Source organism: Pseudomonas kuykendallii (genome assembly GCF_900106975.1).
GTDB lineage: Bacteria > Pseudomonadota > Gammaproteobacteria > Pseudomonadales > Pseudomonadaceae > Pseudomonas_O > Pseudomonas_O kuykendallii.
Genome location: NZ_FNNU01000001.1, coordinates 821,071 through 845,139, shown reverse-complemented (window position 1 = coordinate 845,139; position 24,069 = coordinate 821,071). Strand labels below are relative to the sequence as shown.

Annotated in this window: 23 protein-coding genes; 11 read left to right on the top strand and 12 right to left on the bottom strand. The window is 67.1% G+C overall.

Translation table 11 applies throughout. The annotated features are described in order from the left end of the window. Positions 1-51: 51 nt before the first annotated feature. Positions 52-969: a LysR family transcriptional regulator gene (locus tag BLV15_RS03805; RefSeq protein WP_090224752.1), complete on the bottom strand. Its 918-nt coding sequence runs from the start codon at positions 967-969 to the stop codon at positions 52-54. Between the two features lie 582 nt (positions 970-1,551). On the opposite strand from BLV15_RS03805, the gene BLV15_RS03800 reads away from it, so the two are divergent. From BLV15_RS03800 to BLV15_RS03775, 6 genes are all read left to right on the top strand, one after another. Continuing rightward, complete coding sequence (locus tag BLV15_RS03800) at positions 1,552-1,950, top strand: heme-binding protein (protein ID WP_090224751.1); 399 nt, start codon at positions 1,552-1,554, stop codon at positions 1,948-1,950. A gap of 105 nt (positions 1,951-2,055) precedes the next feature. Next, complete coding sequence (locus BLV15_RS03795; protein WP_090224749.1) at positions 2,056-4,230, top strand: malate synthase G; 2,175 nt, start codon at positions 2,056-2,058, stop codon at positions 4,228-4,230. Positions 4,231-4,356: 126 nt separating this feature from the next. Then, on the top strand, positions 4,357-4,524 hold the full coding sequence (locus tag BLV15_RS03790; RefSeq protein ID WP_090224747.1) for a rubredoxin: 168 nt from the start codon (positions 4,357-4,359) through the stop codon (positions 4,522-4,524). 139 nt (positions 4,525-4,663) lie between these two features. Then, a complete protein-coding gene (locus BLV15_RS03785) occupies positions 4,664-5,812 on the top strand; it encodes an NAD(P)/FAD-dependent oxidoreductase (RefSeq protein WP_090224746.1) in 1,149 nt (382 codons plus the stop codon). Between the two features lie 187 nt (positions 5,813-5,999). Beyond that, positions 6,000-6,272, top strand: a complete 273-nt coding sequence (locus tag BLV15_RS03780) for an HU family DNA-binding protein (RefSeq protein WP_090224744.1) — start codon at positions 6,000-6,002, stop codon at positions 6,270-6,272. A gap of 171 nt (positions 6,273-6,443) precedes the next feature. Then, the gene (locus BLV15_RS03775) at positions 6,444-6,836 is read left to right on the top strand and encodes a helicase (protein ID WP_090224742.1); all 393 of its coding nucleotides are present in this window, start codon (positions 6,444-6,446) and stop codon (positions 6,834-6,836) included. Positions 6,837-6,893: 57 nt separating this feature from the next. Here the strand turns inward: BLV15_RS03775 and BLV15_RS03770 are convergent, their stop codons facing one another. The 6 genes from BLV15_RS03770 to exbB form a co-directional block, all read right to left on the bottom strand. Then, on the bottom strand, positions 6,894-8,300 hold the full coding sequence (locus BLV15_RS03770; RefSeq protein ID WP_090224739.1) for an aminoacyl-tRNA deacylase and HDOD domain-containing protein: 1,407 nt from the start codon (positions 8,298-8,300) through the stop codon (positions 6,894-6,896). Between the two features lie 88 nt (positions 8,301-8,388). Then, the gene (recG, locus tag BLV15_RS03765) at positions 8,389-10,464 is read right to left on the bottom strand and encodes an ATP-dependent DNA helicase RecG (protein ID WP_090224737.1); all 2,076 of its coding nucleotides are present in this window, start codon (positions 10,462-10,464) and stop codon (positions 8,389-8,391) included. Beyond that, positions 10,461-11,390: a hydrogen peroxide-inducible genes activator gene (locus BLV15_RS03760; RefSeq protein ID WP_090224735.1), complete on the bottom strand. Its 930-nt coding sequence runs from the start codon at positions 11,388-11,390 to the stop codon at positions 10,461-10,463. The genes recG and BLV15_RS03760 overlap by 4 nt, the downstream gene beginning before the upstream one ends. Before the next feature lie 286 nt (positions 11,391-11,676). Then, complete coding sequence (locus tag BLV15_RS03755; protein ID WP_090224734.1) at positions 11,677-12,414, bottom strand: TonB family protein; 738 nt, start codon at positions 12,412-12,414, stop codon at positions 11,677-11,679. After that, complete coding sequence (gene exbD / locus BLV15_RS03750; protein WP_090224732.1) at positions 12,411-12,833, bottom strand: TonB system transport protein ExbD; 423 nt, start codon at positions 12,831-12,833, stop codon at positions 12,411-12,413. Before exbD ends, BLV15_RS03755 begins: the two co-directional genes overlap by 4 nt. 3 nt (positions 12,834-12,836) lie before the next feature. Next, the gene (exbB, locus tag BLV15_RS03745) at positions 12,837-13,826 is read right to left on the bottom strand and encodes a tonB-system energizer ExbB (RefSeq protein WP_090224731.1); all 990 of its coding nucleotides are present in this window, start codon (positions 13,824-13,826) and stop codon (positions 12,837-12,839) included. A 182-nt stretch (positions 13,827-14,008) separates the two neighbouring features. Between exbB and BLV15_RS03740 the strand changes: the two genes are divergently transcribed. From BLV15_RS03740 to BLV15_RS03725, 4 genes are all read left to right on the top strand, one after another. After that, complete coding sequence (locus BLV15_RS03740; RefSeq protein ID WP_090224729.1) at positions 14,009-14,860, top strand: NAD-dependent epimerase/dehydratase family protein; 852 nt, start codon at positions 14,009-14,011, stop codon at positions 14,858-14,860. Positions 14,861-14,926: 66 nt separating this feature from the next. Further along, on the top strand, positions 14,927-15,937 hold the full coding sequence (locus BLV15_RS03735) for an AraC family transcriptional regulator (protein WP_090225199.1): 1,011 nt from the start codon (positions 14,927-14,929) through the stop codon (positions 15,935-15,937). 141 nt (positions 15,938-16,078) lie between these two features. Continuing rightward, complete coding sequence (locus tag BLV15_RS03730; protein WP_090224728.1) at positions 16,079-17,107, top strand: histone deacetylase family protein; 1,029 nt, start codon at positions 16,079-16,081, stop codon at positions 17,105-17,107. 50 nt (positions 17,108-17,157) lie between these two features. After that, entirely contained in the window at positions 17,158-18,258 is a 1,101-nt protein-coding gene (locus tag BLV15_RS03725; RefSeq protein ID WP_090224726.1) for a polyamine ABC transporter substrate-binding protein, read from the top strand. A gap of 55 nt (positions 18,259-18,313) precedes the next feature. Here BLV15_RS03725 and BLV15_RS03720 read toward each other — a convergent pair whose 3' ends face one another. The 4 genes from BLV15_RS03720 to BLV15_RS03705 all read right to left on the bottom strand — a co-directional run bounded on the left by BLV15_RS03720 (position 18,314) and on the right by BLV15_RS03705 (position 22,712). After that, complete coding sequence (locus BLV15_RS03720; RefSeq protein WP_090224725.1) at positions 18,314-18,751, bottom strand: CBS domain-containing protein; 438 nt, start codon at positions 18,749-18,751, stop codon at positions 18,314-18,316. A gap of 155 nt (positions 18,752-18,906) precedes the next feature. Next, positions 18,907-19,299 (bottom strand): hypothetical protein, encoded by a 393-nt coding sequence (locus BLV15_RS03715; RefSeq protein ID WP_090224723.1) that lies wholly within the window; start codon positions 19,297-19,299, stop codon positions 18,907-18,909. A 128-nt stretch (positions 19,300-19,427) separates the two neighbouring features. Next, complete coding sequence (gene oadA, locus BLV15_RS03710; RefSeq protein ID WP_090224722.1) at positions 19,428-21,236, bottom strand: sodium-extruding oxaloacetate decarboxylase subunit alpha; 1,809 nt, start codon at positions 21,234-21,236, stop codon at positions 19,428-19,430. A gap of 60 nt (positions 21,237-21,296) precedes the next feature. Beyond that, positions 21,297-22,712: an acetyl-CoA carboxylase biotin carboxylase subunit gene (locus BLV15_RS03705; RefSeq protein ID WP_090224721.1), complete on the bottom strand. Its 1,416-nt coding sequence runs from the start codon at positions 22,710-22,712 to the stop codon at positions 21,297-21,299. Between the two features lie 206 nt (positions 22,713-22,918). Between BLV15_RS03705 and BLV15_RS03700 the strand changes: the two genes are divergently transcribed. Beyond that, positions 22,919-23,869 (top strand): LysR family transcriptional regulator, encoded by a 951-nt coding sequence (locus tag BLV15_RS03700; RefSeq protein WP_090224719.1) that lies wholly within the window; start codon positions 22,919-22,921, stop codon positions 23,867-23,869. Here the strand turns inward: BLV15_RS03700 and BLV15_RS03695 are convergent. Beyond that, a complete protein-coding gene (locus BLV15_RS03695; RefSeq protein ID WP_090224717.1) occupies positions 23,823-24,026 on the bottom strand; it encodes a PA3496 family putative envelope integrity protein in 204 nt (67 codons plus the stop codon). The two genes, BLV15_RS03700 and BLV15_RS03695, sit on opposite strands and share 47 nt — an antisense overlap. Positions 24,027-24,069 lie beyond the last annotated feature (43 nt).

The following is a 24,069-nucleotide window of genomic DNA, read 5'->3' as shown; positions in this document are numbered from 1 at the left end:
AGGCCACCGCGCGGGCGGCCGTAGGGTGCGCCGCGCGCACCGGGCATTGCATCAGAGGCTGTGCGGCCGCTCCCAGTAGCCGGGCTGGTTGTACTGCGCCTTCAGGAAGTCGATGAAGCAGCGCACCTTCGCCGGCAGGTAGCGTTGCTGCGGGTAGACCGCCTGGATGTCGTAGTCCGGCAGGGCGAATTCGTCGAGCACGGTGACCAGTTCGCCGCGCTGCAGCTCCGAGTGGATCTCCCAGGTCGAGCGCCAGCCGATGCCCAGGCCCTGGCGAATCCAGGCGAACAGCAGCTCGCCGTCGTTACAGGCGAGGTTGCCGGCGACCTTCACGGCCACCTGGCGACCATCGCGCAGGAAGGTCCAGCCGCGGTGCTGGCCGCCCTTGAGGTTGAACGCCAGGCAGTTGTGCCGGGCCAGGTCCTCGAGGGTTTCCGGCCGGCCGTGCTCGGCGAAGTAGCCGGGCGTGCCGCACACCACGCGGCGGTTGGGGAACAGCTTGATCGCCACGTAGTTGGGGTCGGTGACCGCGCCGATGCGCAAGCTCATGTCGTAGTTCTCGCCGATCAGGTCGATCACGCTGTCGGTGAAATCGAAGGACAGCTTGAGCTCCGGAAACAGCTTCTGGAACGCCAGTACGTGGGGCGCGACGTGCAAGCGGCCGAAGGATGCAGGCGCGGACACCACCAGGTGGCCGCTGACCGACGACGAACTGCTGCTGATGCTCGCCTCCACTTCGTCGAACTCGCGCAGCAGGTGGCGGGCGCGCTCCAGCAGCTGCTCGCCGGGCTCGGTGAGGGTCAGCCCGCGGGTCGAGCGGTGCATCAGCTTCACCCCCAGGCGCCGCTCCAGGGCGTCCAGCCGGCGGCCGAGGATCGCCGGCGTGACGCCCTCGCTGAGCGCGGTCGCGGCGAAACTGCCGCGCTGGGCGACCTGAACGAAGCTGTGTAATTCGGTGTAGCGGCTCATTCGATACTCCCAATATCGATAGAAACCCTTTTCCGGGCATTTTCCCCGCCCAAGGCCTGATCCATCCTCGCATCCATCAATAAAAATATCGACTCGAAGGCCGAGGGAGCGATGACGAGGCCCGACGCCGTCGGGCGCGAGTACGGCGGCATTGCCCACTACCGACGCGGCACGTCGAAGGCGTCCTGCACATGGCGATAGCTACAACGGCGCCCGTCCGACAACACGACGTGTGCAATGGCTCGACCAGCACCGATACCGTGATGGTTCACCCGCGATGGCGCCCTGAAATCCACCGAGCCTCTCCGCGCGCTCTGGAATGCCCTTCCTGCCGATCTTGGGATATCGCTGAGCCAGGGTAAGTCGATACTTCCGGTATCGACAGAAAACAGTTTTTAGCTGTTCATCCTCGTCGCCCGCTGAGCCATCCTTTCCCCATCACCCACCCGGCGGATCATTTCTTCGAGCGCGCTCGGCAAAAGTCAGCGGGGTGTGGTCTGAAGAAACCGACCCCCACGCCGCGGCCGGGGTTAGCGATGATCCTGTCCGCGTTGCCACTGCCCAACAAGAACGAGGCCCCACATGCTCAGCAAAGCCGTACTCAGCCAGACCGAAGTCAGCCGCATCCTCAGCGCGGCCCGTAACGAAGCGCAGCAGAACGGCTGGGCCGTGACCATCGCCGTGGTCGACGACGGCGGCCACCTGCTGGCGCTGGAACGCCTCGACGGCGCGCCGGCGAACAGCGCCTACATCGCCCCGGAAAAGGCCCGCAGCTCGGCCCTGTCGCGCAAGGAAACCAAGGCGCTGGAAGACATGGTCAACGGCGGCCGCACCGCCTTCGTCACCGCCCCGCTGATGACCTCGCTCGAAGGCGGCGTGCCGGTGCTGGTGGAAGGCCAGGTGGTCGGCGCCGTCGGCGTGTCCGGGGTCAAGGCCGACCAGGACGCGCAAGTGGCCAAGGCCGGCATCGCCGCCCTCTGAGCAGCGCCGGTCAGCCCGCGTCGGCCAGCGTAGAGCACGTGCCCCGCAGATCGCGCGATAGATGAACAGGCTGCAACCGTCACCCGAACAAGAGAGAGACCGAACATGACCGAACGCGTAACCCTCAATCGCCTGCAGGTCGCCGCCAACCTGCAACGCTTCGTCGACGACGAAGTTCTGCCCGGCAGCGGTATCGACAGCGCCGCCTTCTGGGCCGGCTTCGATGCCCTGGTGCATGACCTCGCGCCGAAGAACCGCGCGCTGCTCGCCGAGCGCGACCGCCTGCAACAGGAGCTGGACACCTGGCACAGGGCCAATCCGGGCCCGGTGCACGACCTGCCCGCCTACCGCAGCTTCCTCGAATCCATCGGCTACCTGCTGCCGCAGCCGGCCAGCGTCGCCGCGCGCACCGCCAACGTCGACCGCGAGATCGCCGAGCAGGCCGGCCCGCAGCTGGTGGTGCCGGTGATGAACGCGCGCTATGCGCTGAACGCCGCCAATGCCCGCTGGGGCTCGCTGTACGACGCGCTCTACGGCACCGACGCGATCAGCGAGGACGGCGGCGCCAGCAAGGGCCCGGGCTACAACGAAGTGCGCGGCGCCAAGGTGATCGCCTTCGCGCGGGCCTTCCTCGACCAGGCCGCGCCGCTGGCCAAGGGTTCCCATGCCGACGCGCAACGCTACCAGGTGGTTGGCGGCCAGTTGCAGGTCGCACTGAAGGACGGCAGCACCAGCGGCCTGGCGCAGCCCGAGAAGTTCATCGGTCACCAGGGCGACGCCGACCAGCCGGTCGCCCTGCTGCTGAAGAACAACGGCCTGCACTTCGAGATCCAGATCGACGCCTCCAGCCCCATCGGCCGCACCGACGCCGCCGGGGTAAAGGACGTGCTGATGGAGGCCGCGCTGACGACCATCATGGACTGCGAGGACTCCATCGCCGCGGTCGACGCCGACGACAAGGTGGTGGTCTACCGCAACTGGCTGGGCCTGATGAAGGGCGACCTGGTCGAGGAACTGGACAAGGGCGGCAAGCGCGTCACCCGCCGCCTCAACCCCGACCGCGAGTACACCGCCGCCGACGGTTCCAGCCTGACCCTGCATGGCCGCTCGCTGCTGTTCATCCGCAACGTCGGCCACCTGATGACCAACACCGCGGTCCTTGACGGCGAGGGCAACGAGGTGCCGGAAGGCATCCTCGACGGCGTGTTCACCAGCCTGATCGCGCTGCACGACCTCCAGCGCCGCGGCAACTCGCGCAGCGGCAGCGTCTACATCGTCAAGCCGAAGATGCACGGCCCGGCCGAAGTGGCCTTCGCCAACGAGCTGTTCGGCCGCGTCGAGGACCTCCTCGGCCTGCCGCGCCACACCCTGAAGATGGGCATCATGGACGAGGAGCGGCGCACCAGCGTCAACCTCAAGGCCTGCATCGCCGAGGCGGGCGACCGCGTGGCGTTCATCAACACCGGCTTCCTCGACCGCACCGGCGACGAGATGCACACCGCCATGGAAGCCGGCGCGATGCTGCGCAAGGGCGACATGAAAGGCAGCGCCTGGATTCAGGCCTACGAGCGCAACAACGTGCTGGTCGGGCTGTCCTGCGGCCTGCGCGGTCGCGCGCAGATCGGCAAGGGCATGTGGGCGATGCCGGACCTGATGGCAGCCATGCTGGAACAGAAGATCGGCCATCCGAAATCCGGCGCCAACACCGCCTGGGTGCCGTCGCCGACCGCCGCCACCCTGCACGCGCTGCACTACCACCAGGTGGACGTACAGGCCGTGCAGCAGGAGCTGGAGAAGATCGACCTCGCCAGCCAGCGCGACGACCTGCTCGCCGGCCTGCTCAGCGTGCCGGTGGCCGCCGAGCGCAACTGGAGCGCCGCGGACATCCAGCAGGAGCTGGACAACAACTGCCAGGGCATCCTCGGCTACGTGGTGCGCTGGGTCGAACAGGGCGTCGGCTGCTCCAAGGTGCCGGACATCCATGACGTCGGCCTGATGGAAGACCGCGCCACGCTGCGTATCTCCAGCCAGCACATCGCCAACTGGCTGCACCACGGGGTAGTTGGCGAAGCGCAGGTGCGCGAAACGCTGGAGCGCATGGCCAAAGTGGTCGACGGGCAGAACGCCGGCGATCCGCTGTACACGCCAATGGCCGCCGACTTCGGCAAGTCCTTCGCCTTCCGCGCCGCCTGTGACCTGGTGTTCAAGGGCCGCGAGCAACCCAGCGGCTACACCGAGCCGCTGCTGCACCAGTGGCGCCTGGCGTTCAAGAAAGGCTGATACGAAGGCGTAACCGCCGGGCAGTCGCGACCGCGAACCGCCCGGTGCCAACGAGGCCCCGCTTGGCGGATCGGGCGTTCTGCGATAGGTTGCCGACGCAAACCGTGAGCGTCGCCTGAGGTAGATATGAAGAAGTGGCAATGTGTTGTGTGTGGGCTGATCTACGACGAAGCCGAGGGCTGGCCGGATGACGGCATCGCCGCCGGCACGCTCTGGCAGGACGTACCCGAAGACTGGCTGTGCCCCGATTGCGGCGTCGGCAAGAGCGACTTCGAGATGATCGAAATCGCCTGATCCGCGCCCGAAACCCCACGGCGGCCCCAACGGCCGCCGTTTTTTTGTCCGTCGCAGGCGCGGCGGGCCGCGGCGAATTGGCGAACGCGGCGCTTTGCGCTACGGTCGTCGGCCCGCCCCATCCTCGACGGAGAGAATCATGAGTGCACCCCTGGTGATCATCGGCACCGGCCTGGCCGGCTACAACCTCGCCAGGGAGTGGCGCAAGCTGGACAGCGAAACCCCGCTGCTGCTGATCAGCGCCGATGACGGCCGCTCCTACTCCAAGCCGATGCTTTCCACCGGCTTCGGCAAGGACAAGGATGCCGATGCGCTGGTGATGGCCGAGCCCGGCGCCATGGCCGATCAGCTCAAGGCCGAAATACGCACGCACACCCGCGTCACCGGCATCGACCCCGGACACAAGCGCCTGTGGATCGGCGAAGAAGCCGTCCCGTACCGTGACCTGGTGCTCGCCTGGGGTGCCGAGACGCTGCGCGTACCGGTGGCCGGCAATGCCCAGGACGCGATCTTCCCGATCAACGACCTGGAGGACTACGCGCGCTTTCGCAGCGCCGCGGCCGGCAAACGCCGCGTGCTGATCCTCGGCGCCGGGCTGATCGGCTGCGAGTTCGCCAACGACCTCAGCCTCGGCGGTTTCCAGGTGAGCCTGGTGGCGCCCTGCGAGCAGGTGATGCCGGCGCTCCTCCACCCGGCCGCCGCCGGCGCGGTGCAGGCCGGGCTGGAAAGCCTGGGCGTGAACTTCCACCTCGGCCCGACCCTGGCCAGTCTCGACCGCGTCGGCGACGGCCTCGACGCACACCTATCCGACGGCTCGCGGATCACCTGCGACCTGGTGGTCTCCGCCATCGGCCTGCGCCCGCGCACCGACCTCGCCGCTGCCGCCGGGCTGCAGATCAACCGCGGCGTGATGGTCGACCGCCAGCTGCGGACCTCCCACGCGAACATCTACGCACTCGGCGACTGCGCCGAAGTCGATGGCCTCAACCTGCTCTACGTGATGCCGCTGATGAGCTGCGCCCGCGCGCTGGCGCAGACGCTGAACGGCACGCCGACCGCGGTGAGCTACGGCCCGATGCCGGTGACGGTGAAGACGCCGGTGTGCCCGCTGGTGGTCTCGCCGCCGCCGCGCGGCAGCCAGGGCGAATGGCAGGTCGAGGGCAGCGGCGCGGATATCAAGGCGCTGTGCCTGGGCCCTGGCGGAGAGCTGCTCGGCTACGCCCTGACCGGCAGCGCGGTGCAGGAGAAACTCGCGCTGAATCGACAGCTGCCGGCTCTGCTGGCGTAAATGCCGCCCGTTCTGTCGCAAAAAGCCTCGAGTTCCCTTCGCCAGTCTTGAGCCACGACTGGCGCGGGCTCCGGAGGCATGCCATCCTCCGTGGGGTCTGCCGCAGCGCAGAGCTGTTGCGGCGCCTAGGGCGCTGTTCGGGAAGAGCAGCACGGACACAACAACAATAACCGTCAAAGAGGCATCTATGCGCAAACCGGAACTCGCCGCCGCCATCGCCGAGAAGGCAGACCTGACCAGAGATCAGGCCAATCGCGTACTCAACGCCGTTCTCGATGAAATCACCACCGCACTGAACAAGAAGGACAGCGTGACGCTGGTCGGATTCGGCACCTTCGTGCAACGCCACCGCGGTGCCCGCACCGGGAAGAATCCGCAGACCGGAGAGCCGGTGAAGATCAAGGCCAGCAACACCGTCGCCTTCAAACCGGGCAAATCGCTCAAGGACGCCGTCAACTGACGCCGCCAACCCGTCGGGAACGACCCTCTCGCCTGCCGTGAAGGGCCGTCTCCGACGGGCGCTCCAGCCCGCTGCCAAACCACCCGCCGAACCACCCGAAAGTCCAGCTGTGAGGGTCCGGGCGAGCCGCTAGAATCGCGCCGCCGTGTCAATTCTCCCCCGAGGCTGCGCATGAAATTCCGCTTTCTTCTCTGGATGCTGGGCCGAATGATGGCCAAGGCAAGCCGCGACAACCCCGCCTTCCGCCAGCAGCTGGCCGGCAAGGATCTGGTCTTCCAGCTTCACACTCTCGACGGCAAGCTCGCCCGTCACTACATCGTTCGCGACGATCGCGTGATCGGCAAACGCGGCCCGGCGGTGGCGCCCGCCTTCGCCCTCGGCTTCAAGGATGCGACCTACGGTTTCGCCACCATGACCGCGAAGAACAAGCAGCTGGCGTTCATGCAGGGCATCCAGAACAAGGACATCCAGATCCAGGGCAACCCGGCGCTGGTGATCTGGTTCCAGGGCCTGACCAAGTACCTGGCGCCGAAGAAGAAAAAGCCGGTGGACAAAGCCGCCTGAGGCGATTCCAGATAACGAAAAAGGGGCCTCACGGCCCCTTTTTCAGATCGGCTGCATTCAGTTCGGTTTGCCGAACTGCGACGCCAGATCGCGCAGCGCGGCTTCGGCGGCGAGCACCTTGTTCACCGCGTCGTTGGCTTTCTCGCGGGTGATGTCGAGGCGCTCGAAGAGGCTGTCGGGAATCTCGCTCTCGGGACCGGAGCCGATGCCATGCGCACGCAGCAGGCGCACTGCGAGGAACACCAGGTTCGGGTAGACCGCGTAGTCGCCGTCGTAGTCCGGATCGTTCTGGAAGCGCAGCGCGGTGCACAGCTCTTCGGGCATGTCCCAGTGCTGCATCAGCCAGCCGCCGATCTGCTCGCGGGTGATGCCCAGCAGGTGATGCTCGACGATGCTGTGGTCGATGTGCGGATTGACCTCCAGGTGCCGGCAGATCAGCGAGAAATGCGGCGGGAAGACATGCGCCAGCACCAGGTAGCCGAAGTTGTGCAGCAACCCCGCAAGGTAGGTGAGGCCGGCCTCCGGGCGGTGCGTGCGCGGCATCGCGCGGGTCAGGCCCTCGATCACGGCGGCGGTGTAGATCGCCTGGTGCCAGTAGGGCGTGGCCTGCTGCGGATGATCCTTGGGCAGCGCAAGGGTCTTGCCCAGCGCCAGGCCGAGGGCCAGGTTGATCACCAGATCGAAACCGAGCACGCGGACGATGGCGTCCTCGACCGAACGGATCTTGCCCGGCGCCGCGTAGTAGGGCGACGCCGCCCAGCTGACCACCTGGGCCGCCAGCGCGGGGTCGGTTTCCACCACGCCGGTGATGTCGTCGACGCTGGCGGCCGGGTCGACCCGCAGCTTGACGATCTTCTGCGCGGTCTCGGCCAGCGGCGGAATCTCGATGGTTTCCTCCAGACGCTGCTGGATGCGACGTGCGGTGAACGCCTGCACCGCCTGGATGATTTCGGCACGGTCGTCGTGCGGGCGTTTCAGGTTCGGCCGGATGTTGCTCAGCGGCTCGCCGAAATGCGCGGAGCTGGCCTTGTTCAGCAACGTCTTGAAGCTGTCGCCGGCGATGTCCAGCAGCAGCCCCGGCTGGCCCGACTCGATGCTCAGCTCGCGCTGCTGCAGCAGCCGCTCTTCGTACAGGCATGGCGAGCTGGTCAGCATCGGCAGCGCCGGAAGCAGGCTCAGCGCGTGCTTGCTCAGCATCTTTTCCAGGCGCTCGGGCTTCACCGCGGTGAGCTGGCGCCCGGTCAGTTCGGCCAGGCGGCCGAGGTCGAGCATCTGGCTGCGCGGGTAGAGCACCAGCAGCGCGCCAACGGCGTCCTCGAGCAGCACCGCCTGTACCCGCTGTTCCGGGTTCAACGCGCCCTGCTCGCTGCGTTCCTTGAGAGGCAGGCCGAGCTTCTCCAGCAGTTGCGTGATCAGCGCAGGGGTATGGGGCGTATCGTCGGAGACAAGCGCGACTTCGGTCATCAACTGATTCCTACAGGCATTTGTGCCGAAGTATACCCATCGTTTCCGCCGTGCGCGGCCTCCCCCGGCAAGCGGCGCGTGAGCGCCGTCACACCTGGCCGTATTGCTGGCCGTGGCGCAGCCAGCGCTCGAGCAGCGGGCTGACATGCTGCGGCCATTGCGCCAGCAGAGTCTGCGCCGCATCGCGCACCGCCGGCAGCAGCTCGGCGTCACGCATCAGGTCGGCGACCTTGAACTGCAGCAGGCCGGTCTGGCGGGTGCCGAGCATCTCGCCGGGGCCGCGCAGTTCGAGGTCCTTCTCGGCGATCAGGAAGCCGTCGCAGGTCTCGCGCATGATCGCCAGGCGCTCGCGGCCCATCTGCGACAGCGGTGCGTGATACAGCAGCACGCAATGGCTGGCCGCGCTGCCCCGCCCTACCCGTCCGCGCAGCTGGTGCAGTTGGGCGAGGCCTAGCCGCTCGGGGTTCTCGATGATCATCAGACTGGCGTTGGGCACGTCGACGCCCACTTCGATCACCGTGGTCGCCACCAGCAGCTGCAGCTCGCCCTGCTTGAACGCGGCCATGATCTCGGCCTTCTCGGCGGGCTTCATGCGCCCGTGGATCAGCCCGACACGCACCTCGCCGAGCGCCGCGGTCAGCTCCTCGAAGCTGGTCTCCGCCGCCTGGCAGGTCAGCTCCTCGGATTCCTCGATCAGCGTGCACACCCAGTACGCCTGGCGGCCTTCGCGACAGGCGGCGCGAACCCGCTCGACCACTTCCAGGCGGCGGCTGTCGGCGATCACCAGGGTGTTCACCGGCGTGCGCCCCGGCGGCAGTTCGTCGAGGATCGAGGTGTCGAGGTCGGCGTAGGCGCTCATCGCCAGCGTCCGCGGGATCGGCGTGGCGGTCATGATCAGCTGGTGGGGGCAGAGTCGCCCGTCGATGCCTTTCTGCCGCAATGCCAGGCGCTGCTGCACGCCGAAGCGGTGCTGCTCGTCGATGATCACCAGCGCCAGGCGGGCGAACTTCACCTCGTCCTGGAACAGCGCATGGGTGCCGACCACCATCGGCGCTTCGCCGGCGATGCGCTGCAGCGCCGCCGCGCGGGACTTGCCCTTGAGCTTGCCGGCCAGCCAGGCGACCTCGATGCCGAGCGGTTCCAGCCAGCGGCTGAAGTTGATGAAGTGCTGCTCGGCGAGGATCTCCGTGGGCGCCATCAGCGCCACCTGGTAACCCGCCTCCAGCGCCTGCAGCGCGGCCAGCGCGGCGACCACGGTCTTGCCGGCGCCGACATCGCCCTGCACCAGGCGCAGCATCGGCTCGTCCTGGGCCAGGTCATAGGCGATCTCGGCGCCGACCCGGCTCTGCGCGCCGGTGGGCGCGAAGCCGAGGTTGCGCAGGAACCGCCCGGGCAGCTCGCGCGCCGGCGGCAGGCTCGGTGCCTGTTGCGCGCGGACCGATTCGCGCAGGCGCTGCAGCGACAGCTGGTGGGTCAGCAGTTCCTCGAACGCCAGGCGCCGCTGCGCCCAGTGCGCGCCCTCGGCGAGCTCCTCGAGATCGGCATCCGGCGGCGGGCGGTGCAGGTAGCGGATCGCCTCGGCCAGCGGCCCGAGGTGGTAGTCGCGAGCCAGTTCATCGGGCAGCCAGTCCGGCAGGCTGTGCGGCCCGAGACGCGCCAGTGCCTGCTGGCTGAGCTGGCGCAGGCGCTGCTGGGTGAGGCCTTCGGTGGTCGGGTAGATCGGCGTCAGCGTCTGCTCCACCGGCATGTCCTGCGCGTCGCTGAGCGCGCGGTACTCCGGGTGGTAGATCTCCAGCCCGGTGGCGCCGGGGCGGACTTCGCCGTAGCAGCGCAGGTGACTGCCGCGCTTGAGGCCGTCCTTCTGCGCTTGGCTGAAGTGGAAGAAGCGCAGGCTGAGCGTGCCGCTGCCGTCCTGCAGGCGCACCAGCAGGCTGCGGCGCCGCCCCATGACCACGTCGGCACCGGCGACGATGCCTTCGATCACCGCGTCCTGGCCCGGACGCAGCGCGCCGATGGGCGTGACGCGGGTGCGGTCCTGATAGCGCAACGGCAGGTGGAAGAGAACGTCCTGCAGGTTTTCCAGGCCAACCTTGGCGAGCTTCTCGGCGAGCGCAGCGCCCACGCCCTTGAGCGCGGTCACCGGGACCTGGGCGAGCTGGGTCATGCCGTTTGCACGGCATCCTGCGGGCGCGCGACCGAGCAGAGGCGGATCGAGTCGGCCAGTACTTCGATGGCCTTGGGCCGCGGGAAGCTGGCGCGCCAGGCGATCGCCACGGTGCGCCACGGTGCGGGCGCCGTCAGCGGACGCACTTCGATCACGCCGGGGGCGTAGTGATGGCTGTCGACGGCGGAGAACGGCAGGATCGACACGCCGAGGCCGGAGGCGACCATGTGGCGGATGGTCTCCAGAGAGCTGGATTCGACCGTGGTGTGCTTGGCCGCTTCCTCGCCCTTGCGCAGGGTCGGGCAGGCTTCCAGCACCTGGTCACGGAAGCAGTGGCCCTCGCCCAGCAGCAGCAGGCTCTTGTCGTTGAGCAGCTCGCTGTCGATGGTCTTCTTCGCGGTCCACGGATGGCCGGCCGGCATCAGCACGTAGAACGGCTCGTCGTACAGTGGCTTGGTCAGCACATCGGCTTCGTTGAACGGCAGCGCGACGATGATCGCGTCCAGCTCGCCGGTGCGCAGCTTGTCGCGCAGCACGTGGGTGAAGTTTTCCTCGATGTACAGCGGCATCTGCGGGGCGACGCGGTGCAGCTGCGGGATAAGGTGCGGAAAGAGGTACGGGCCGACGGTGTAGATGGCGCCGACCTTGAGCGGCGCGGCAAGCTGATTCTTGCCCGCCTGGGCCAGCTCACGGATGCCCTGCGCCTGTTCGAGCACCTTCTGCGCCTGGGTGACGATGCCCTCGCCGGTCGGCGTCAGGCGCACCGCGCTCTTGCTGCGCTCGAAGATCAGCACGCCGAGTTCGTCTTCGAGTTTCTTCACGCCCACCGACAGCGTTGGCTGACTGACATGGCAACGATCCGCCGCGCGGCCGAAATGCTGCTCCTGGGCGAGGGTGACGATGTAGCGCAGTTCGGTGAGGGTCATGAGTGTCTTCCATTGAGTGCAGCCAAGCATAACGGCTGCACCCGATGGAACCAACCGCTATGGCCGACGGGCGTCGGCCGCGAATCCCGGAGCCGGCCGGCGACCTGGCGAGTTGGCGTCAGACAAGGCCTGGGCGGCCGAGCGGTAATGCCTGGGGGCGCGGAGTGATGATCGGTATCCGCTTCACTCGTCCTTCGGGCCGCGCCGCCGCGCGTTGGCCGCAAGCACCGTCCGAAGGTATCTGGCCGGCCCGTTTCACCGCAATCTGACCGACGCGCCGCCGTTGTCAGCTGCGTTTGAGCTCATAGCTCAGCGGCATGATGATCTCGATCGTGCCGTCGTTGAGCAGCTCCGGCGGCGGCTTCGGCAGCGGTTGCGCCTTGCGGATCACTTCGAGCGTGGCGCGATCGATCAGCCGGTTGCCGGAGCGGCCGACCAGCTCGTAGGCCAGCACGCGGCCTTCGGCGTCGACCGTGAAGCGCAGGCTGTTGGTGCGGATGCCGGGCTTCTCGCCGCGCTTGGCGGCTTCCGGGTATTTCTGGAAGCGCGCCAGTTGCGTCTGCAGCTGGCTCTGCCAGGTCTGCTTGGCCTGCTGCCGGGCGATCGAGACGCTCGGCGCATCGGAGGCCGTGGGCGCGGATGCACGCTCGGTAGGCGCCGGCTCCGCATCTTCCTCGGATTTCTCCGGGGTAGGCTGCGGCGGCTTGGGCTCCGGCGGTTTTTCCTGAATGGGCTTCGGCTTGGGCTTGACCACCGGTTTGGGCTTGGCCAAGGCGATCGTCGGCTTCGGCGCTTCGACCAGTTTCGGCTCGGGCTCCGGTTCCGGCTCAGGCTCCACCTTCGGCGGCGGAGGCGGCGGTTTCACCGGAGCGGGCTCCAGCTCGACCATCATCGCCGCGGGCGGCAGTTCCACCGGCGGCGTGTGCGGACGCCAAAACAGCGCCCAGCACGCCAGCCCGACGTGCAGTCCGAGCACCAGCAGCAGGCTGACGCTCCACAGCGACAGGGTGTGCGATCGACTCATTTTCCGACGGTCTCGAGTCCCACCAGGCCGATCTTCAGGTAGCCGGCGCCGCGCAGGGCGTCCATGACTTCCATCAGGTTGCCGTACTCCACGGCGGTGTCACCCCTGACGAAGATGGTCTTGTCCTTGTCGCCGCCGGTCAGCGCGTCCAGGGTCGCGCCGAGCTTTTCCTTGGCGACCGCGTCGTTGCCGACGAACAGGCTCTGGTCTTCCTTGATGCTCAGGTAGATCGGCTTGTCAGGGCGCGGCGCGGGCTTGGCGGTGGACGCCGGCAAGTCGAGCTTGACGTCCACGGTGGCCAGCGGCGCGGCGACCATGAAGATGATCAGCAGCACCAGCATGACGTCGATGAAGGGGGTGACGTTGATCTCGTGCGACTCGACGAGGTCATCGCCCCCTTCGTTCAGATGCAGGCCCATGGTTCAGCCCACCTTGGCCACGTGCGGCGCCTGGCTGCGTTCGCCCGGCGTCGGCAGATGATCGAGGTCGCGGCTGACCAGCAGCAGGACCTGGGCGGAAGCGTCGGCTACCTGCGCCTTGTAGCCGGTGATGGAGCGGGCGAAGACGTTGTAGATGACGACCGCGGGAATCGCCGCGACCAGGCCCAGCGCGGTCGCCAGCAAGGCTTCAGCGATGCCGGGGGCGACCACGGCGAGGTTGGTGGTCTGCGATTTGGCGATGCCGATGAAGCTGTTCATGATGCCCCAGACGGTGCCGAACAGGCCGACGAAGGGTGCCGTGGAACCGATGGTGGCGAGCACGCCGGTGCCCTGGCTCATGTTGCGTCCACAGGCGGCGACCAGGCGTTCGAGGCGGAAGCTGACGCGCTCCTTGATGCCGTCCTTTTCCCTGCTACCGGCAGACAGCTGCAGCTCTTCCTGCGCGTCCTCGATCAGCAACTGGCTGAAGCTGTGCTTCACGCGGGCCTGTTCGGCGGCCTGGTTGAGCGTGCGCACGCCCTTCAGCTCGACCAGTTCGCGACGCAGGCGGCGCTTGGCGCGCAGCAGCTCCAGGCCCTTGGCGATCCAGATCGTCCAGGTGATCACCGAGGCGATGGCCAGGCCGATCATCACGCCTTTAACGATGACGTCGGCATTCTGGAACATGCCCCAGGGGGACAGGTCGTGCGGCAGGCCGTTTTCCGTCTCGGCAGCGGCCAGTGCCTCGGCGTCGGCATCGCTCAGCGGTGCCGCGGCGTCACCCTGCGGCGCGGGCTGCGCGCTGGCGTCGACGGCCGGCTGCTGCGACGCGTCGCCCGCCGGAGCGGCGTTCTGAACCGGAGCAGCCGCGGGGGCGTTGGTGGTGCCTTCGCTCTGCTGGGCGAAACCGGCAACCGGCGTCAGCAGCAGGCTGAACAACAGGGCGCCGAGAATGCGAGACAACGGCTGGGCGCTGGAGAGGATGGATTTCATGCGGGCCTGACCTGAGAAGAAAACAAAGGCAATTACCGGGCGTTTTGCACGCCGGACCGGAAGGCCTGCCATTATTGCAATTAATTCTTGTTTGTAAACTGAAATGCTTCGCGACCTTACGGTCGCCGACTCGGAAAGCGGCGAGGCAGCCGCTATGCTGCTCTTTTTTGCGGAGCACGCCGATGTCCGAACACCCTTCGCTGTTGATCGCCGGCTGCGGAGATATCGGCTGCCGGCTCGGCGAGCGGCTGGTCGCCGCCGGCTGGCGCGTCCACGGCCTGCGACGAAACGTCGCCGCGCTGCCCGCGGCGGTGCTTCCAATCGAGGGCGATCTGGCCGCACTGGACGTACCCCCGCAGTGGCCGGACGCCGCCCCCGACTACGTGGTGTACGCCGCCGCGGCCAGCCAGCATGACGAGGCCGGCTACCGCGCCGCCTACGTCGATGGCGTGCGCCACCTGCTCGGCTGGCTGCGGCAGCGCAACCAGCGGCCGCGGCGCCTGCTGTTCGTCTCCAGTACCGGGGTCTATGCCCAACATGATGGCGAATGGGTGGATGAGCGCTCGCCCACCCAGCCAACCGGCTACACCGGCCGGATCATGCTGGAAGCCGAGCGGCTGGCGCTCGCCAGCGGCCATCCGACCAGCGTGGTGCGCATGGCCGGGCTTTACGGGCCGGGCAGTCGCTGGCTGATCGAGCAGGCCCGGCAGGGCTATCGGGCGAGCCGCGAACCGCCGCTGTACGCCAACCGCATCCACCGCGACGACGCCGCCAGCCTGCTGGCGGCCCTGCTGCAGGCGGGCGCCGCCGGTCAGCCGCTGGACGACTGCTACCTCGGCGTGGACGATACGCCGGCGCCGTTGCACGAGGTGATCGACTGGCTGCGCGAACGCCTTCGGGTCGGCGACGTGCCGGACCAGCCGCTGTCGCGGCGCGCCGGCAGCAAGCGCTGCAGCAACGCCCGCGCGCTGGCGCTGGGTTGGCGTCCGGCCTATCCAAGTTACCGCGAAGGCTACGCGGCGATGCTCGACTGAGCCGGCGGCGGCCGCGAGGCATGCATCTTGCTGCGAGGCAAGCACCTTCCTCTGCCGGTCGCCGCCATGCTGCATTCGCACCTGACCACCCTGCACGCGGTCTCCCTGGCCCTCGACATCCTCTGCCAGGACGGCACGATGAGCCCGGAAACGCTGCTCGCCGGCAGCGGCATACGCCTGCAGGACCTGCAACGCACCGACCTGCGCATCGCCATCGCCCAGGAGCGCCGCGTGTTCCTCAACGCCGTCGCGCAGCGCTGCGACCTCGGCCTGGAGATGGGCCGGCGCATGCACGTGTCGTCCTACGGGTTGCTTGGTTACACCCTATTGTCCGCCGCCACCCTGGGTGACGCCCTGGAGCTGGCGCTCGGCTACCCGGCGCTGCTCGGCACGCTGTTCGAGCTGCGCCTGCGCGACGAAGACGGCGTGGTCTGGATGGAGGCCGGCGGCTACCGCGAGCTGCCCGAGCTCGAGGTGTTCAACGTCGAGTTCTGCCTGGCCTCGCTGAAGCTGATCTGCGATGACCTCCTCGGCCAGCCGCTGCCGTTGCTCGGCGCGTGTTTCCAGCACGCCTCGCCCGCCTATAACGCGCTCTACGCGCACAATTTCCCCTGCCCGGTGCGCTTCGACGCCAGTCGCAACGCCTTCGGCTTCGCCCGCCACTGGCTCGAACGCCGCCTGCCGTTGGCCGATGCGGTGACCCACCGCGACATGCTCGAACGCAGCCGCCAGCTCAACCGCGAATTCGCCTGCCGCCAGGCACTGATCAGCCGTGCCCGCCAGGTACTCGCCGGCGCCCTGCCGCGGGCGCCCGGCCTGGAGGAACTGGCGCGTCAGCTGCACTGCTCGCCGCGCAGCCTGCGCCGCCACCTGCAGGACGCCGGCACCTGCTACCAGGCGCTGCTCGACGAGCTGCGCTATGAACATGCGCGACAGCTGCTGGAACAGGAGCGCCTGCCGATCCACCGCATCGCCGAAGCCATGGGCTACAGCGAGACGGCGAGCTTCCGGCATGCCTTCCAGCGCTGGAGCGGAACCACGCCGAGCCGCTTCCGGCATCCCGCGGCGGCCGGCTGACCAGCACCGCCGCGCACCGGGAGAGGGCAGCCGCGGCCCCATCCTGTGGCCACATCGATCCCTTTTTGGCCGCTCCGCACGTTTCCTCGCGCGCCCAATCACCGGACACTGGAACGCAGCCATCGCCGGGAGAACGACACCATGCTGACCGTCTATAGCGACGACCACCGCCTGCACCACGGCCGCTGCGAACTGATCGACGGCGAGTTGAAGCCGTGCTTCGAAATGCCCTCGCGCGCCGACCACGTGCTGCAGCGCGTGCGCCAGCAGAACCTCGGCGAGGTCATCGCGCCCACCGACTTCGGCCGCGCGCCAATCGAACGCATCCACGACCGCGCCTACCTGGAATTCTTCGAGGGCGCCTGGGCACGCTGGGAGGCGATGGGCCGACCGGGCGACCTGATGCCCTTCACCTGGCCGGCGCGCACCCTGCGCGGGGTGATACCGGACAACCTGCACGGCCAGCTCGGCTACTACAGCTTCGACGGTGGCGCACCAATCACCGCCGGCACCTGGCAGGCCGCCTGGAGCGCCGCGCAGGTCGCCCTCAGCGGGCACCAGCACCTGGCCGGCGGCGCCCGCAGCGCCTTCGCCCTTTGCCGTCCGCCGGGCCACCATGCCGCGGCCGACCTGATGGGTGGCTACTGCTACCTGAACAACGTCGCCATCGCCGCCCAGGCCTTCCTCGACGCCGGCTGCAAGCGCGTCGCCATCCTCGACGTCGACTATCACCACGGCAACGGCACCCAGTCGATCTTCTATGGGCGCGACGACGTGCTGTTCACCTCGATCCATGGCGATCCGCGCTTCGAGTTCCCGTTCTTCCTCGGCTATGCCGATGAAACCGGCGAAGGCGCTGGCGAGGGCTTCAACCTGAACCTGCCGCTGCCCGCCGGCAGCGCCTGGGCCGCCTGGGGCGCGGCGCTGGACAGCGCCTGCGAGCGGATCGCCGCCTACGGTGCCGAGGTGGTGCTGGTGTCGCTGGGTGTGGACACCTTCAAGGAAGATCCCATCTCGCAGTTCAAGCTGGACAGCCCGGACTACCTGCGCATGGGCGAACGCATCGCGCGTCTCGGCAAGCCGACCCTGTTCGTCATGGAGGGCGGCTACGCGGTGGAGGAAATCGGCATCAATGCGGTGAATGTGCTGGAAGGTTTCGAAGGCGCCTGACCACAGGCGGCGACTCGATGTTGGGAGTTCATTTCATTAGGGGGAAGAACATGAAGAAGATCCATCGCCTGCTCGGCAGCGCGATCTGCGCTGCGACCCTGCTGGCCGGCGCGGCACACGCCGCCGAACGTGAACTGCGCGTCTACAACTGGGCGGACTACATCCTTCCGCAGACCCTCAAGGACTTCCAGCAGGGCAGCGGCATCAAGCTGATCTGGGACACCTTCGACACCAACGAGGCGCTCGAGGCCAAGCTGCTCACCGGCAACTCCGGCTATGACCTGGTGGTGCCGTCCAACCAGTTCCTCGAAACCCAGATCAAGGCCGGCGTGTTCCAGAAGCTCGACAAGAGCAAGCTGCCGAACTGGAAGCACCTGGACCCGGCACTGCTCAAGCTGCTCGACTCCAACGACCCGGGCAACCAGTACGGCGTACCCTACATGTACGGCACCGTGCTGATCGGCTTCAACCCGGCCAAGGTCAAGGCCGCGCTGGGCGACAACGCGCCGGTGGACAGCTGGGACCTGGTGTTCAAGCCGGAGAACATGGAGAAGCTCAAGGCCTGCGGCGTGGCGATGCTCGACTCGCCGACCGAAATCCTGCCGATCGCCCTGCACTACCTGGGCCTGGACCCCAACAGCACCAATCCGGACGACTACAAGAAGGCCACCGAGCTGATGCTCAAGGTCCGTCCCTACGTCACCTATTTCCACTCGGCGAAGTACATGACCGACATCGCCAACGGCGACATCTGCGTGGCCGTGGGTTACTCGGGAAGCTTCTACCAGTTCGGCAACCGGGCCAAGGAAGCGGGCAACGGCGTGGTGGTCGACTGGCGCCTGCCGAAGGAAGGCGCGCCGATCTGGTTCGATACCTTCGCCATTCCGAAGAGCGCGAAGAACGTCGAGGAAGCCCACGCCTTCCTCAACAACCTGCTCGATCCGAAGGTGATCGCGCCGATCAGCGATTTCCTCGGCTACCCGAACCCGAACGCCGACTCCATGCCGCTGGTGAGCAAGGAGATCAGCGAGAACGTCGGCCTGACGCCCACCGCCGACGCGCAAAAGACGCTCTACACGGTCAGCCCGCTGCCGGCGAAGGCCGAACGCGAGCGCACCCGCGCCTGGACCAAGATCAAGTCCGGCACCTGATGGTTTTCGACGCCAAAAAAACCGGCCAGTGGCCGGTTTTTTCGTTCTGCCGCCATCATTCGCCGCGGATGTAACCCTCGAGGTGCTGGATCAGGCTTTCCTGCTCGGCATTGATCTCCTTCACCAGGTCGCCGATCGACAGCAGGCCGATCAGCCGCCCTTCCTCGATCACCGGCAGATGGCGCAGGTGACGCTCGGTCATCAGCTGCATGCATTCCTTGATGTCCTGGCGCGGATCAACGGTGATCACCGCCGAGGTCATGATCGCGCTGACCGGCGTACCGATCGAGGAACGCCCCTGCAGCACCACTTTGCGCGCGTAATCGCGCTCGCTGACGATGCCCACGAGGCGGCCGTCGACATCGGTGACCGGCAGCGCGCCGACATTCTTCTCCGCCATCTGGCGGAGCGCGTCGAGCACGGTGTCCTCGGGCGCGATGGTGTGGATGCTCTGGATCTGTTTGCCCTTGAGAATTTGCGCGACGCTCTTCATTGGATTCTCCCTGTTCTCGCCCACGCCGGCGGCTGGCTGTATTGGTCATAGCATTCCGTAGCCAGCGCGCCAGTTCAAAGCGACATAACGCATCGACGCGATTGAGAAAATTCGCGTACGCGCTCCAAACATAGGAGGTCAGCCGTGTCGGCGGCTCAGCGCGCCGCGCGGTAGACCTTCTTCAGCGCGGTCAGATCGTCGGGACTGCAGAGGCTCGGCGTTGCGCCGGTCATGTCGTAGCAACGCTGCCCGAAGCCCATCGGCCAGTAGATGATCGCGAAGGGCGGCCAGAAGATCGAAGCCGGGCGGAAGCGCGCTCGCAGACGGCCGCGCTCGGTCGAACCGGTGGCGCTGGTCAGCGTGTAGGGCACGCCGCCGGCGCGGTTCCAGAAGAACGGCCGAACCTTGATCAGGCCCTGGTGGTACTGCTGGGGACGCTCGTTGATGGCGATGGTGCTCTGCTCGGGCAACTTGAACCAGGCCTTGGTGGAACAGGCGCTGGTGAGAAGGGCGAGGCAGAGCAACAGGGCGATGCGCAGGAAGGACATGCGGACAATTCCTTTTGTGGGGACGGGAAATGCCGGGGTCCAGCCCGGCGGGCGCGGAGTATACCGATGGCATTCCGGCGCACAAGAAAAAGGGAGCCCAAAGGCTCCCTTTTCATACCCGGCAGCTGTCAGCCTTCGATTTCCACCAGCACTTCGCCCGGATTGACGCGGTCGCCCTTGACCACGTGCACCGCCTTGACGGTACCGGCGATGGGCGCCTGCACCTCGGTTTCCATCTTCATCGCCTCGGTGATCAGCACGGCCTGGCCGGCCTTGACCGTGTCGCCTTCCTTGACCAGCACGTCGACGATGTTGCCCGGCATGCTGGTGCTCACGTCGCCCGGCGCGCTGGCCTGCTTGCGGCTGCCGTCGGCGCCGGCGACGTAGTCGTTGAGCGCCTCGAACACCACCTCCTCGGGCATGCCGTCGATGGACAGGTAGAAGTGCCGCTTGCCGCTGCCCTTGACGCCGACGCCGGTGATGTCGACGCGGTAGCTCTCGCCGTGCACGTCGATGACGAACTCGGTGGGCACGCCCTTGCCGCTCACCGGTGCCACGCCGCCGGCTTCCGGTATCGGCAGCAGCGCTTCGGGAACCAGGTTGCCGGCTTCGCGTTCCTCGAGGAACTTGCGGCCGATGTCGGGGAACATCGCGTAGGTCAGCACGTCCTCTTCGCTCTTGGCCAGCGCCCCGATTTCCTTGCGCAGCTTGTCCAGCTCCGGCGCAATCAGGTCGGCCGGACGCACGTCGATGACCTCTTCGTTGCCGATCGCCAGGTGCCGCAGCTTGTCGTCGACCACGCCCGGCGCCTTGCCGTAGCGGCCCTGCAAGTACAGCTTCACCTCGTTGGTGATGGTCTTGTAGCGCTCGCCGGCGAGTACGTTGAACACCGCCTGGGTGCCGACGATCTGCGAGGTGGGCGTCACCAGCGGTGGGTAGCCGAGGTCCTTGCGCACCTTCGGGATTTCCTCGAAGACCTCGTTGATGCGGTTCAGCGCGCCCTGCTCCTTGAGCTGGTTGGCGAGGTTGGAAATCATCCCGCCAGGCACCTGATTGACCTGCACACGGGTGTCGACGCCGGTGAATTCGCTCTCGAACTGGTGGTACTTCTTGCGGATCGCGTAGAAGTACACGCCGATCTCCTGGATCAGCGCCAGGTCGAGGCCGGTGTCGTAGGGGCTGCCGCGTAGCGCGGCGACCATCGATTCGGTGCCCGGATGGCTGGTGCCCCAGGCCATGCTGGAGATGGCGGTGTCGATGTGGTCGGCACCGCTCTCGATGGCCTTGAGCTGGCACATGCTGGCCACGCCGGCGGTGTCGTGGGAATGGATGAACACCGGCAGCGGGGAGGCGTCCTTGAGCGCCTTGACCAGGTCGCCGGTGGCGAATGGCGTCAGCAGGCCGGCCATGTCCTTGATCGCGATGGAGTCCACGCCCATCGCCTCCATGGCCTTGGCCTGGGCGACGAAGGCGTCGACCGTGTGCACCGGGCTGGTGGTGTAGCAGAGGGTGCCCTGGGCGTGCTTGCCGGATTTCTTCACCGCGCGGATCGCGGTTTCCAGGTTGCGCACGTCGTTCATCGCGTCGAACACGCGGAACACGTCGATGCCGCGGGCGGCGGCCTTGGCGACGAACGCCTCGACCACATCGTCGCTGTAGTGGCGATAGCCGAGCAGATTCTGCCCGCGCAGGAGCATCTGCAGGCGCGTGTTGGGCAGTGCCTCACGCAGCTGGCGCAGGCGCTCCCACGGGTCTTCCTTGAGGAAGCGCACGCAGGCGTCGAAGGTGGCGCCGCCCCAGACCTCCAGCGACCAGTAGCCGACGCGGTCGAGCTTGTCGCAGATCGGCAGCATGTCTTCGGTGCGCATGCGCGTGGCGAGCAGCGACTGATGGGCGTCGCGCAGGATGGTATCGGTGACCGTGATCTTCTTGCTCATCTCTGATTCTCCCTCTGGCCGCTGATCCGCGGCGACCCGGCCCAGGCCGGGCACGATTCGTTAAAGCCCGGCGTGGGCGGCGATGGCGGCGGCGATGGCCAGGGCCAGCTCGCCCGGCTTGCGCTTGATCGAGTAGTTCAGCAGCTCCGGATGGTTGTCGACGAAGCTGGTGTTGAACTGGCCGCTGCGGAATTCCGGGTCTTCGAGAATCTGCTGGTAATAGGTAGCGGTGGTCTTGACCCCCTGCAGACGCATGTCGTCCAGCGCCCGCGAACCGCGCGCCAACGCCTCCTCCCAGGTCAGCGCCCAGACGATCAGCTTCAGGCACATGGAGTCGTAGTACGGCGGGATGGTGTAGCCGGTGTAGATCGCCGTGTCGGTACGCACGCCGGGGCCGCCGGGCGCGTAGTAGCGGGTGATCTTGCCGAAGCTGGGCAGGAAGTTGTTGCGCGGCTCCTCGGCGTTGATGCGGAACTGCAGGGCGAAGCCGCGGTACTGGATGTCTTCCTGCTTCACCGACAGTTGCAGGCCGGAAGCGATGCGGATCTGTTCGCGGACGATGTCGATGCCGGTGATTTCCTCGGTGATGGTGTGTTCCACCTGCACCCGGGTGTTCATCTCCATGAAGTACACCTCGCCATCGGCGAGCAGGAATTCCACGGTCCCGGCGTTCTCGTAGCCCACCGCCTTGGCCGCGCGCACCGCCAGGTCGCCGATGTAGGCACGCTGCTCGGGGGTGAGCTGCGGGCTCGGGGCGATCTCGATGAGCTTCTGGTTGCGCCGCTGGATCGAGCAGTCGCGCTCGAACAGGTGCACGGTGTTGCCGAAGGAGTCGGCGAGGATCTGCGCCTCGATGTGCTTGGGCTCGACGATGCACTTCTCGAGGAACACCTCGGCCGAACCGAACGCCTTGGTCGCCTCGGAAATCACCCGCGGGAAGTTCTGCTCCAGCTCCTCGCGCGAGTTGCAACGGCGAATGCCGCGCCCGCCGCCGCCGGAGGTGGCCTTGAGCATCACCGGATAACCGATGCGCTCGCCTTCGCGCAGTGCTTCGGCAAGGTCGGCGACGTTGCCCTCGGTGCCCGGCGTGACCGGCACGCCGGCCTTGATCATGCTGCGCCGCGCTTCGGTCTTGTCGCCCATGCGGCGGATCACCGAGGCCGACGGACCTATGAAGCGAATGCCCCGCTCCACGCAGATTTCCGCCAGCTCGGCGTTCTCCGAGAGAAAGCCATAGCCGGGATGCAGGGCATCGCAGCCGGTTTCCACCGCCAGGTTGACCAGCTTGCGCGGGTTCAGATAGCCGGCCAGCGGATCATCGCCGATGAAATGCGCCTCGTCCGCGCGCTTGACGTGCAACGCCATGCGGTCGGCTTCGGAGTAGACGGCCACCGAACGGATGCCCATCTCGGCGCAGGCGCGCACGATACGGACGGCAATCTCTCCGCGGTTGGCGATCAGGATTTTCTTGATCACGCGTGTCTTCCTCGACCCAGTGAACAGATGCCCAGCGTGTGGGCGGCGTGCGACCGGACTTCATGTAGCGGCCTTGCGGCAACACTACGCCGGATCACCGATCAGCAAAAATCAATAATTGTTGGGTCAGCTATTAGGAATGACTTATCTTTCTGCTGGTTCGAGCAACCCGTAATTCCCAACGCGCCGCGAAGAGGTCGGAATAGATGCGTAAGTCCTTGATGCGCATGACGTTGCGTCAACTCCAGGTATTCAACGCGGTGTGCGACACGCGCTCCTACAGCCGCGCCGCGGAGGAAATGTCGCTGAGCCAGCCGGCGGTGAGCCTGCAGATTCGTCAGTTGGAAGAGCTGATCGGCCAACCGCTGTTCGACTACGTGAGCAAGAAGCTCTACCTCACCGATGCGGCGGAAGCGCTCAAGCGCGCCAGCCTGGACATCTTCGGGCGCCTGGAAAGCCTCGACATGCAACTGTCCGACCTGCAGGGCTCGCTGCAGGGCCAGCTCAAACTGGCGGTGGAATCCTCGGCGAAATACTTCGTGCCGCACCTATTCGCGGCGTTCCGCGAGAGCCATCCGGAAGTCAGCCTGCAACTGGTGGTGATCAACCATGCCCAGGCGGTGCGTCGGCTGTCGGCCAATCGCGACGACCTGCTGATCATGTCGCAGGTGCCACAGGACGGCTCCCTGGAATTCCTGCCGTTCCTCGACAACCCGATCGTCGCCGTGGCTCCGGCCGGGCATCCGCTGTGCGCCGAGACCTCGCTGACGCTGCAGGACCTGACGCCCTGGCCGCTGTTGATCCGCGAAACCGGCTCCGGCACGCGCCAGGCCTGCGAGGACTACTTCCACCAGAAGCGCGCGCACTTCGCCCAGACCCTGGAGCTGAGCTCCACCGAGGCGCAACGCGAAGCGGTGATCGCCGGGCTCGGCCTGGCGTTGCTGCCCCGCCACGCGGTGCGCCGCGAGCTGGAAGGCGGCCTGCTGCGCGAGCTGCCGGTGCGCGAACTGCCGCTGATGCACAGCTGGTGCCTGGTGCACCCGCGCGGCAAGTACCTCTCGCCGGTGGCGCAGACCTTCTTCGCCTTCGTCCGCGGCGAACGGGCGAGGATCAGTGCGCTGGCGGCGCGCTTCGGCGGTCGTCCAGCGAACCGCTGAGGGCGTTGAGGGCAATCAGGTCGGGGTAGGCATCGAGTTCCTGTTGCAGCAGGCGCTGCTCGGAATAAGCCTCGATGGCGCGGCGGAATTCCATGCGCCGCTGGTCGAGCTGCTTGCGGCGGTTCTTGCTGTCGAGGGTGGAGGGCTGACTGAGCATTGCTGGTACTCCCCTTGGACGAGTGGAGCACCAGTATCCTGCG

Excerpts from the sequence above, each read along its gene's own strand:
- BLV15_RS03805 (WP_090224752.1), bottom strand. The coding sequence starts at position 969 with ATGAGCCGCTACACCGAATTACACAGCTTCGTTCAGGTCGCCCAGCGC.
- BLV15_RS03800 (WP_090224751.1), top strand. The coding sequence starts at position 1,552 with ATGCTCAGCAAAGCCGTACTCAGCCAGACCGAAGTCAGCCGCATCCTC.
- BLV15_RS03795 (WP_090224749.1), top strand. The coding sequence starts at position 2,056 with ATGACCGAACGCGTAACCCTCAATCGCCTGCAGGTCGCCGCCAACCTG.
- BLV15_RS03790 (WP_090224747.1), top strand. The coding sequence starts at position 4,357 with ATGAAGAAGTGGCAATGTGTTGTGTGTGGGCTGATCTACGACGAAGCC.
- BLV15_RS03785 (WP_090224746.1), top strand. The coding sequence starts at position 4,664 with ATGAGTGCACCCCTGGTGATCATCGGCACCGGCCTGGCCGGCTACAAC.
- BLV15_RS03780 (WP_090224744.1), top strand. The coding sequence starts at position 6,000 with ATGCGCAAACCGGAACTCGCCGCCGCCATCGCCGAGAAGGCAGACCTG.
- BLV15_RS03775 (WP_090224742.1), top strand. The coding sequence starts at position 6,444 with ATGAAATTCCGCTTTCTTCTCTGGATGCTGGGCCGAATGATGGCCAAG.
- BLV15_RS03770 (WP_090224739.1), bottom strand. The coding sequence starts at position 8,300 with ATGACCGAAGTCGCGCTTGTCTCCGACGATACGCCCCATACCCCTGCG.
- recG (WP_090224737.1), bottom strand. The coding sequence starts at position 10,464 with ATGACCCAGCTCGCCCAGGTCCCGGTGACCGCGCTCAAGGGCGTGGGC.
- BLV15_RS03760 (WP_090224735.1), bottom strand. The coding sequence starts at position 11,390 with ATGACCCTCACCGAACTGCGCTACATCGTCACCCTCGCCCAGGAGCAG.
- BLV15_RS03755 (WP_090224734.1), bottom strand. The coding sequence starts at position 12,414 with ATGAGTCGATCGCACACCCTGTCGCTGTGGAGCGTCAGCCTGCTGCTG.
- exbD (WP_090224732.1), bottom strand. The coding sequence starts at position 12,833 with ATGGGCCTGCATCTGAACGAAGGGGGCGATGACCTCGTCGAGTCGCAC.
- exbB (WP_090224731.1), bottom strand. The coding sequence starts at position 13,826 with ATGAAATCCATCCTCTCCAGCGCCCAGCCGTTGTCTCGCATTCTCGGC.
- BLV15_RS03740 (WP_090224729.1), top strand. The coding sequence starts at position 14,009 with ATGTCCGAACACCCTTCGCTGTTGATCGCCGGCTGCGGAGATATCGGC.
- BLV15_RS03735 (WP_090225199.1), top strand. The coding sequence starts at position 14,927 with ATGCTGCATTCGCACCTGACCACCCTGCACGCGGTCTCCCTGGCCCTC.
- BLV15_RS03730 (WP_090224728.1), top strand. The coding sequence starts at position 16,079 with ATGCTGACCGTCTATAGCGACGACCACCGCCTGCACCACGGCCGCTGC.
- BLV15_RS03725 (WP_090224726.1), top strand. The coding sequence starts at position 17,158 with ATGAAGAAGATCCATCGCCTGCTCGGCAGCGCGATCTGCGCTGCGACC.
- BLV15_RS03720 (WP_090224725.1), bottom strand. The coding sequence starts at position 18,751 with ATGAAGAGCGTCGCGCAAATTCTCAAGGGCAAACAGATCCAGAGCATC.
- BLV15_RS03715 (WP_090224723.1), bottom strand. The coding sequence starts at position 19,299 with ATGTCCTTCCTGCGCATCGCCCTGTTGCTCTGCCTCGCCCTTCTCACC.
- oadA (WP_090224722.1), bottom strand. The coding sequence starts at position 21,236 with ATGAGCAAGAAGATCACGGTCACCGATACCATCCTGCGCGACGCCCAT.
- BLV15_RS03700 (WP_090224719.1), top strand. The coding sequence starts at position 22,919 with ATGCGTAAGTCCTTGATGCGCATGACGTTGCGTCAACTCCAGGTATTC.
- BLV15_RS03695 (WP_090224717.1), bottom strand. The coding sequence starts at position 24,026 with ATGCTCAGTCAGCCCTCCACCCTCGACAGCAAGAACCGCCGCAAGCAG.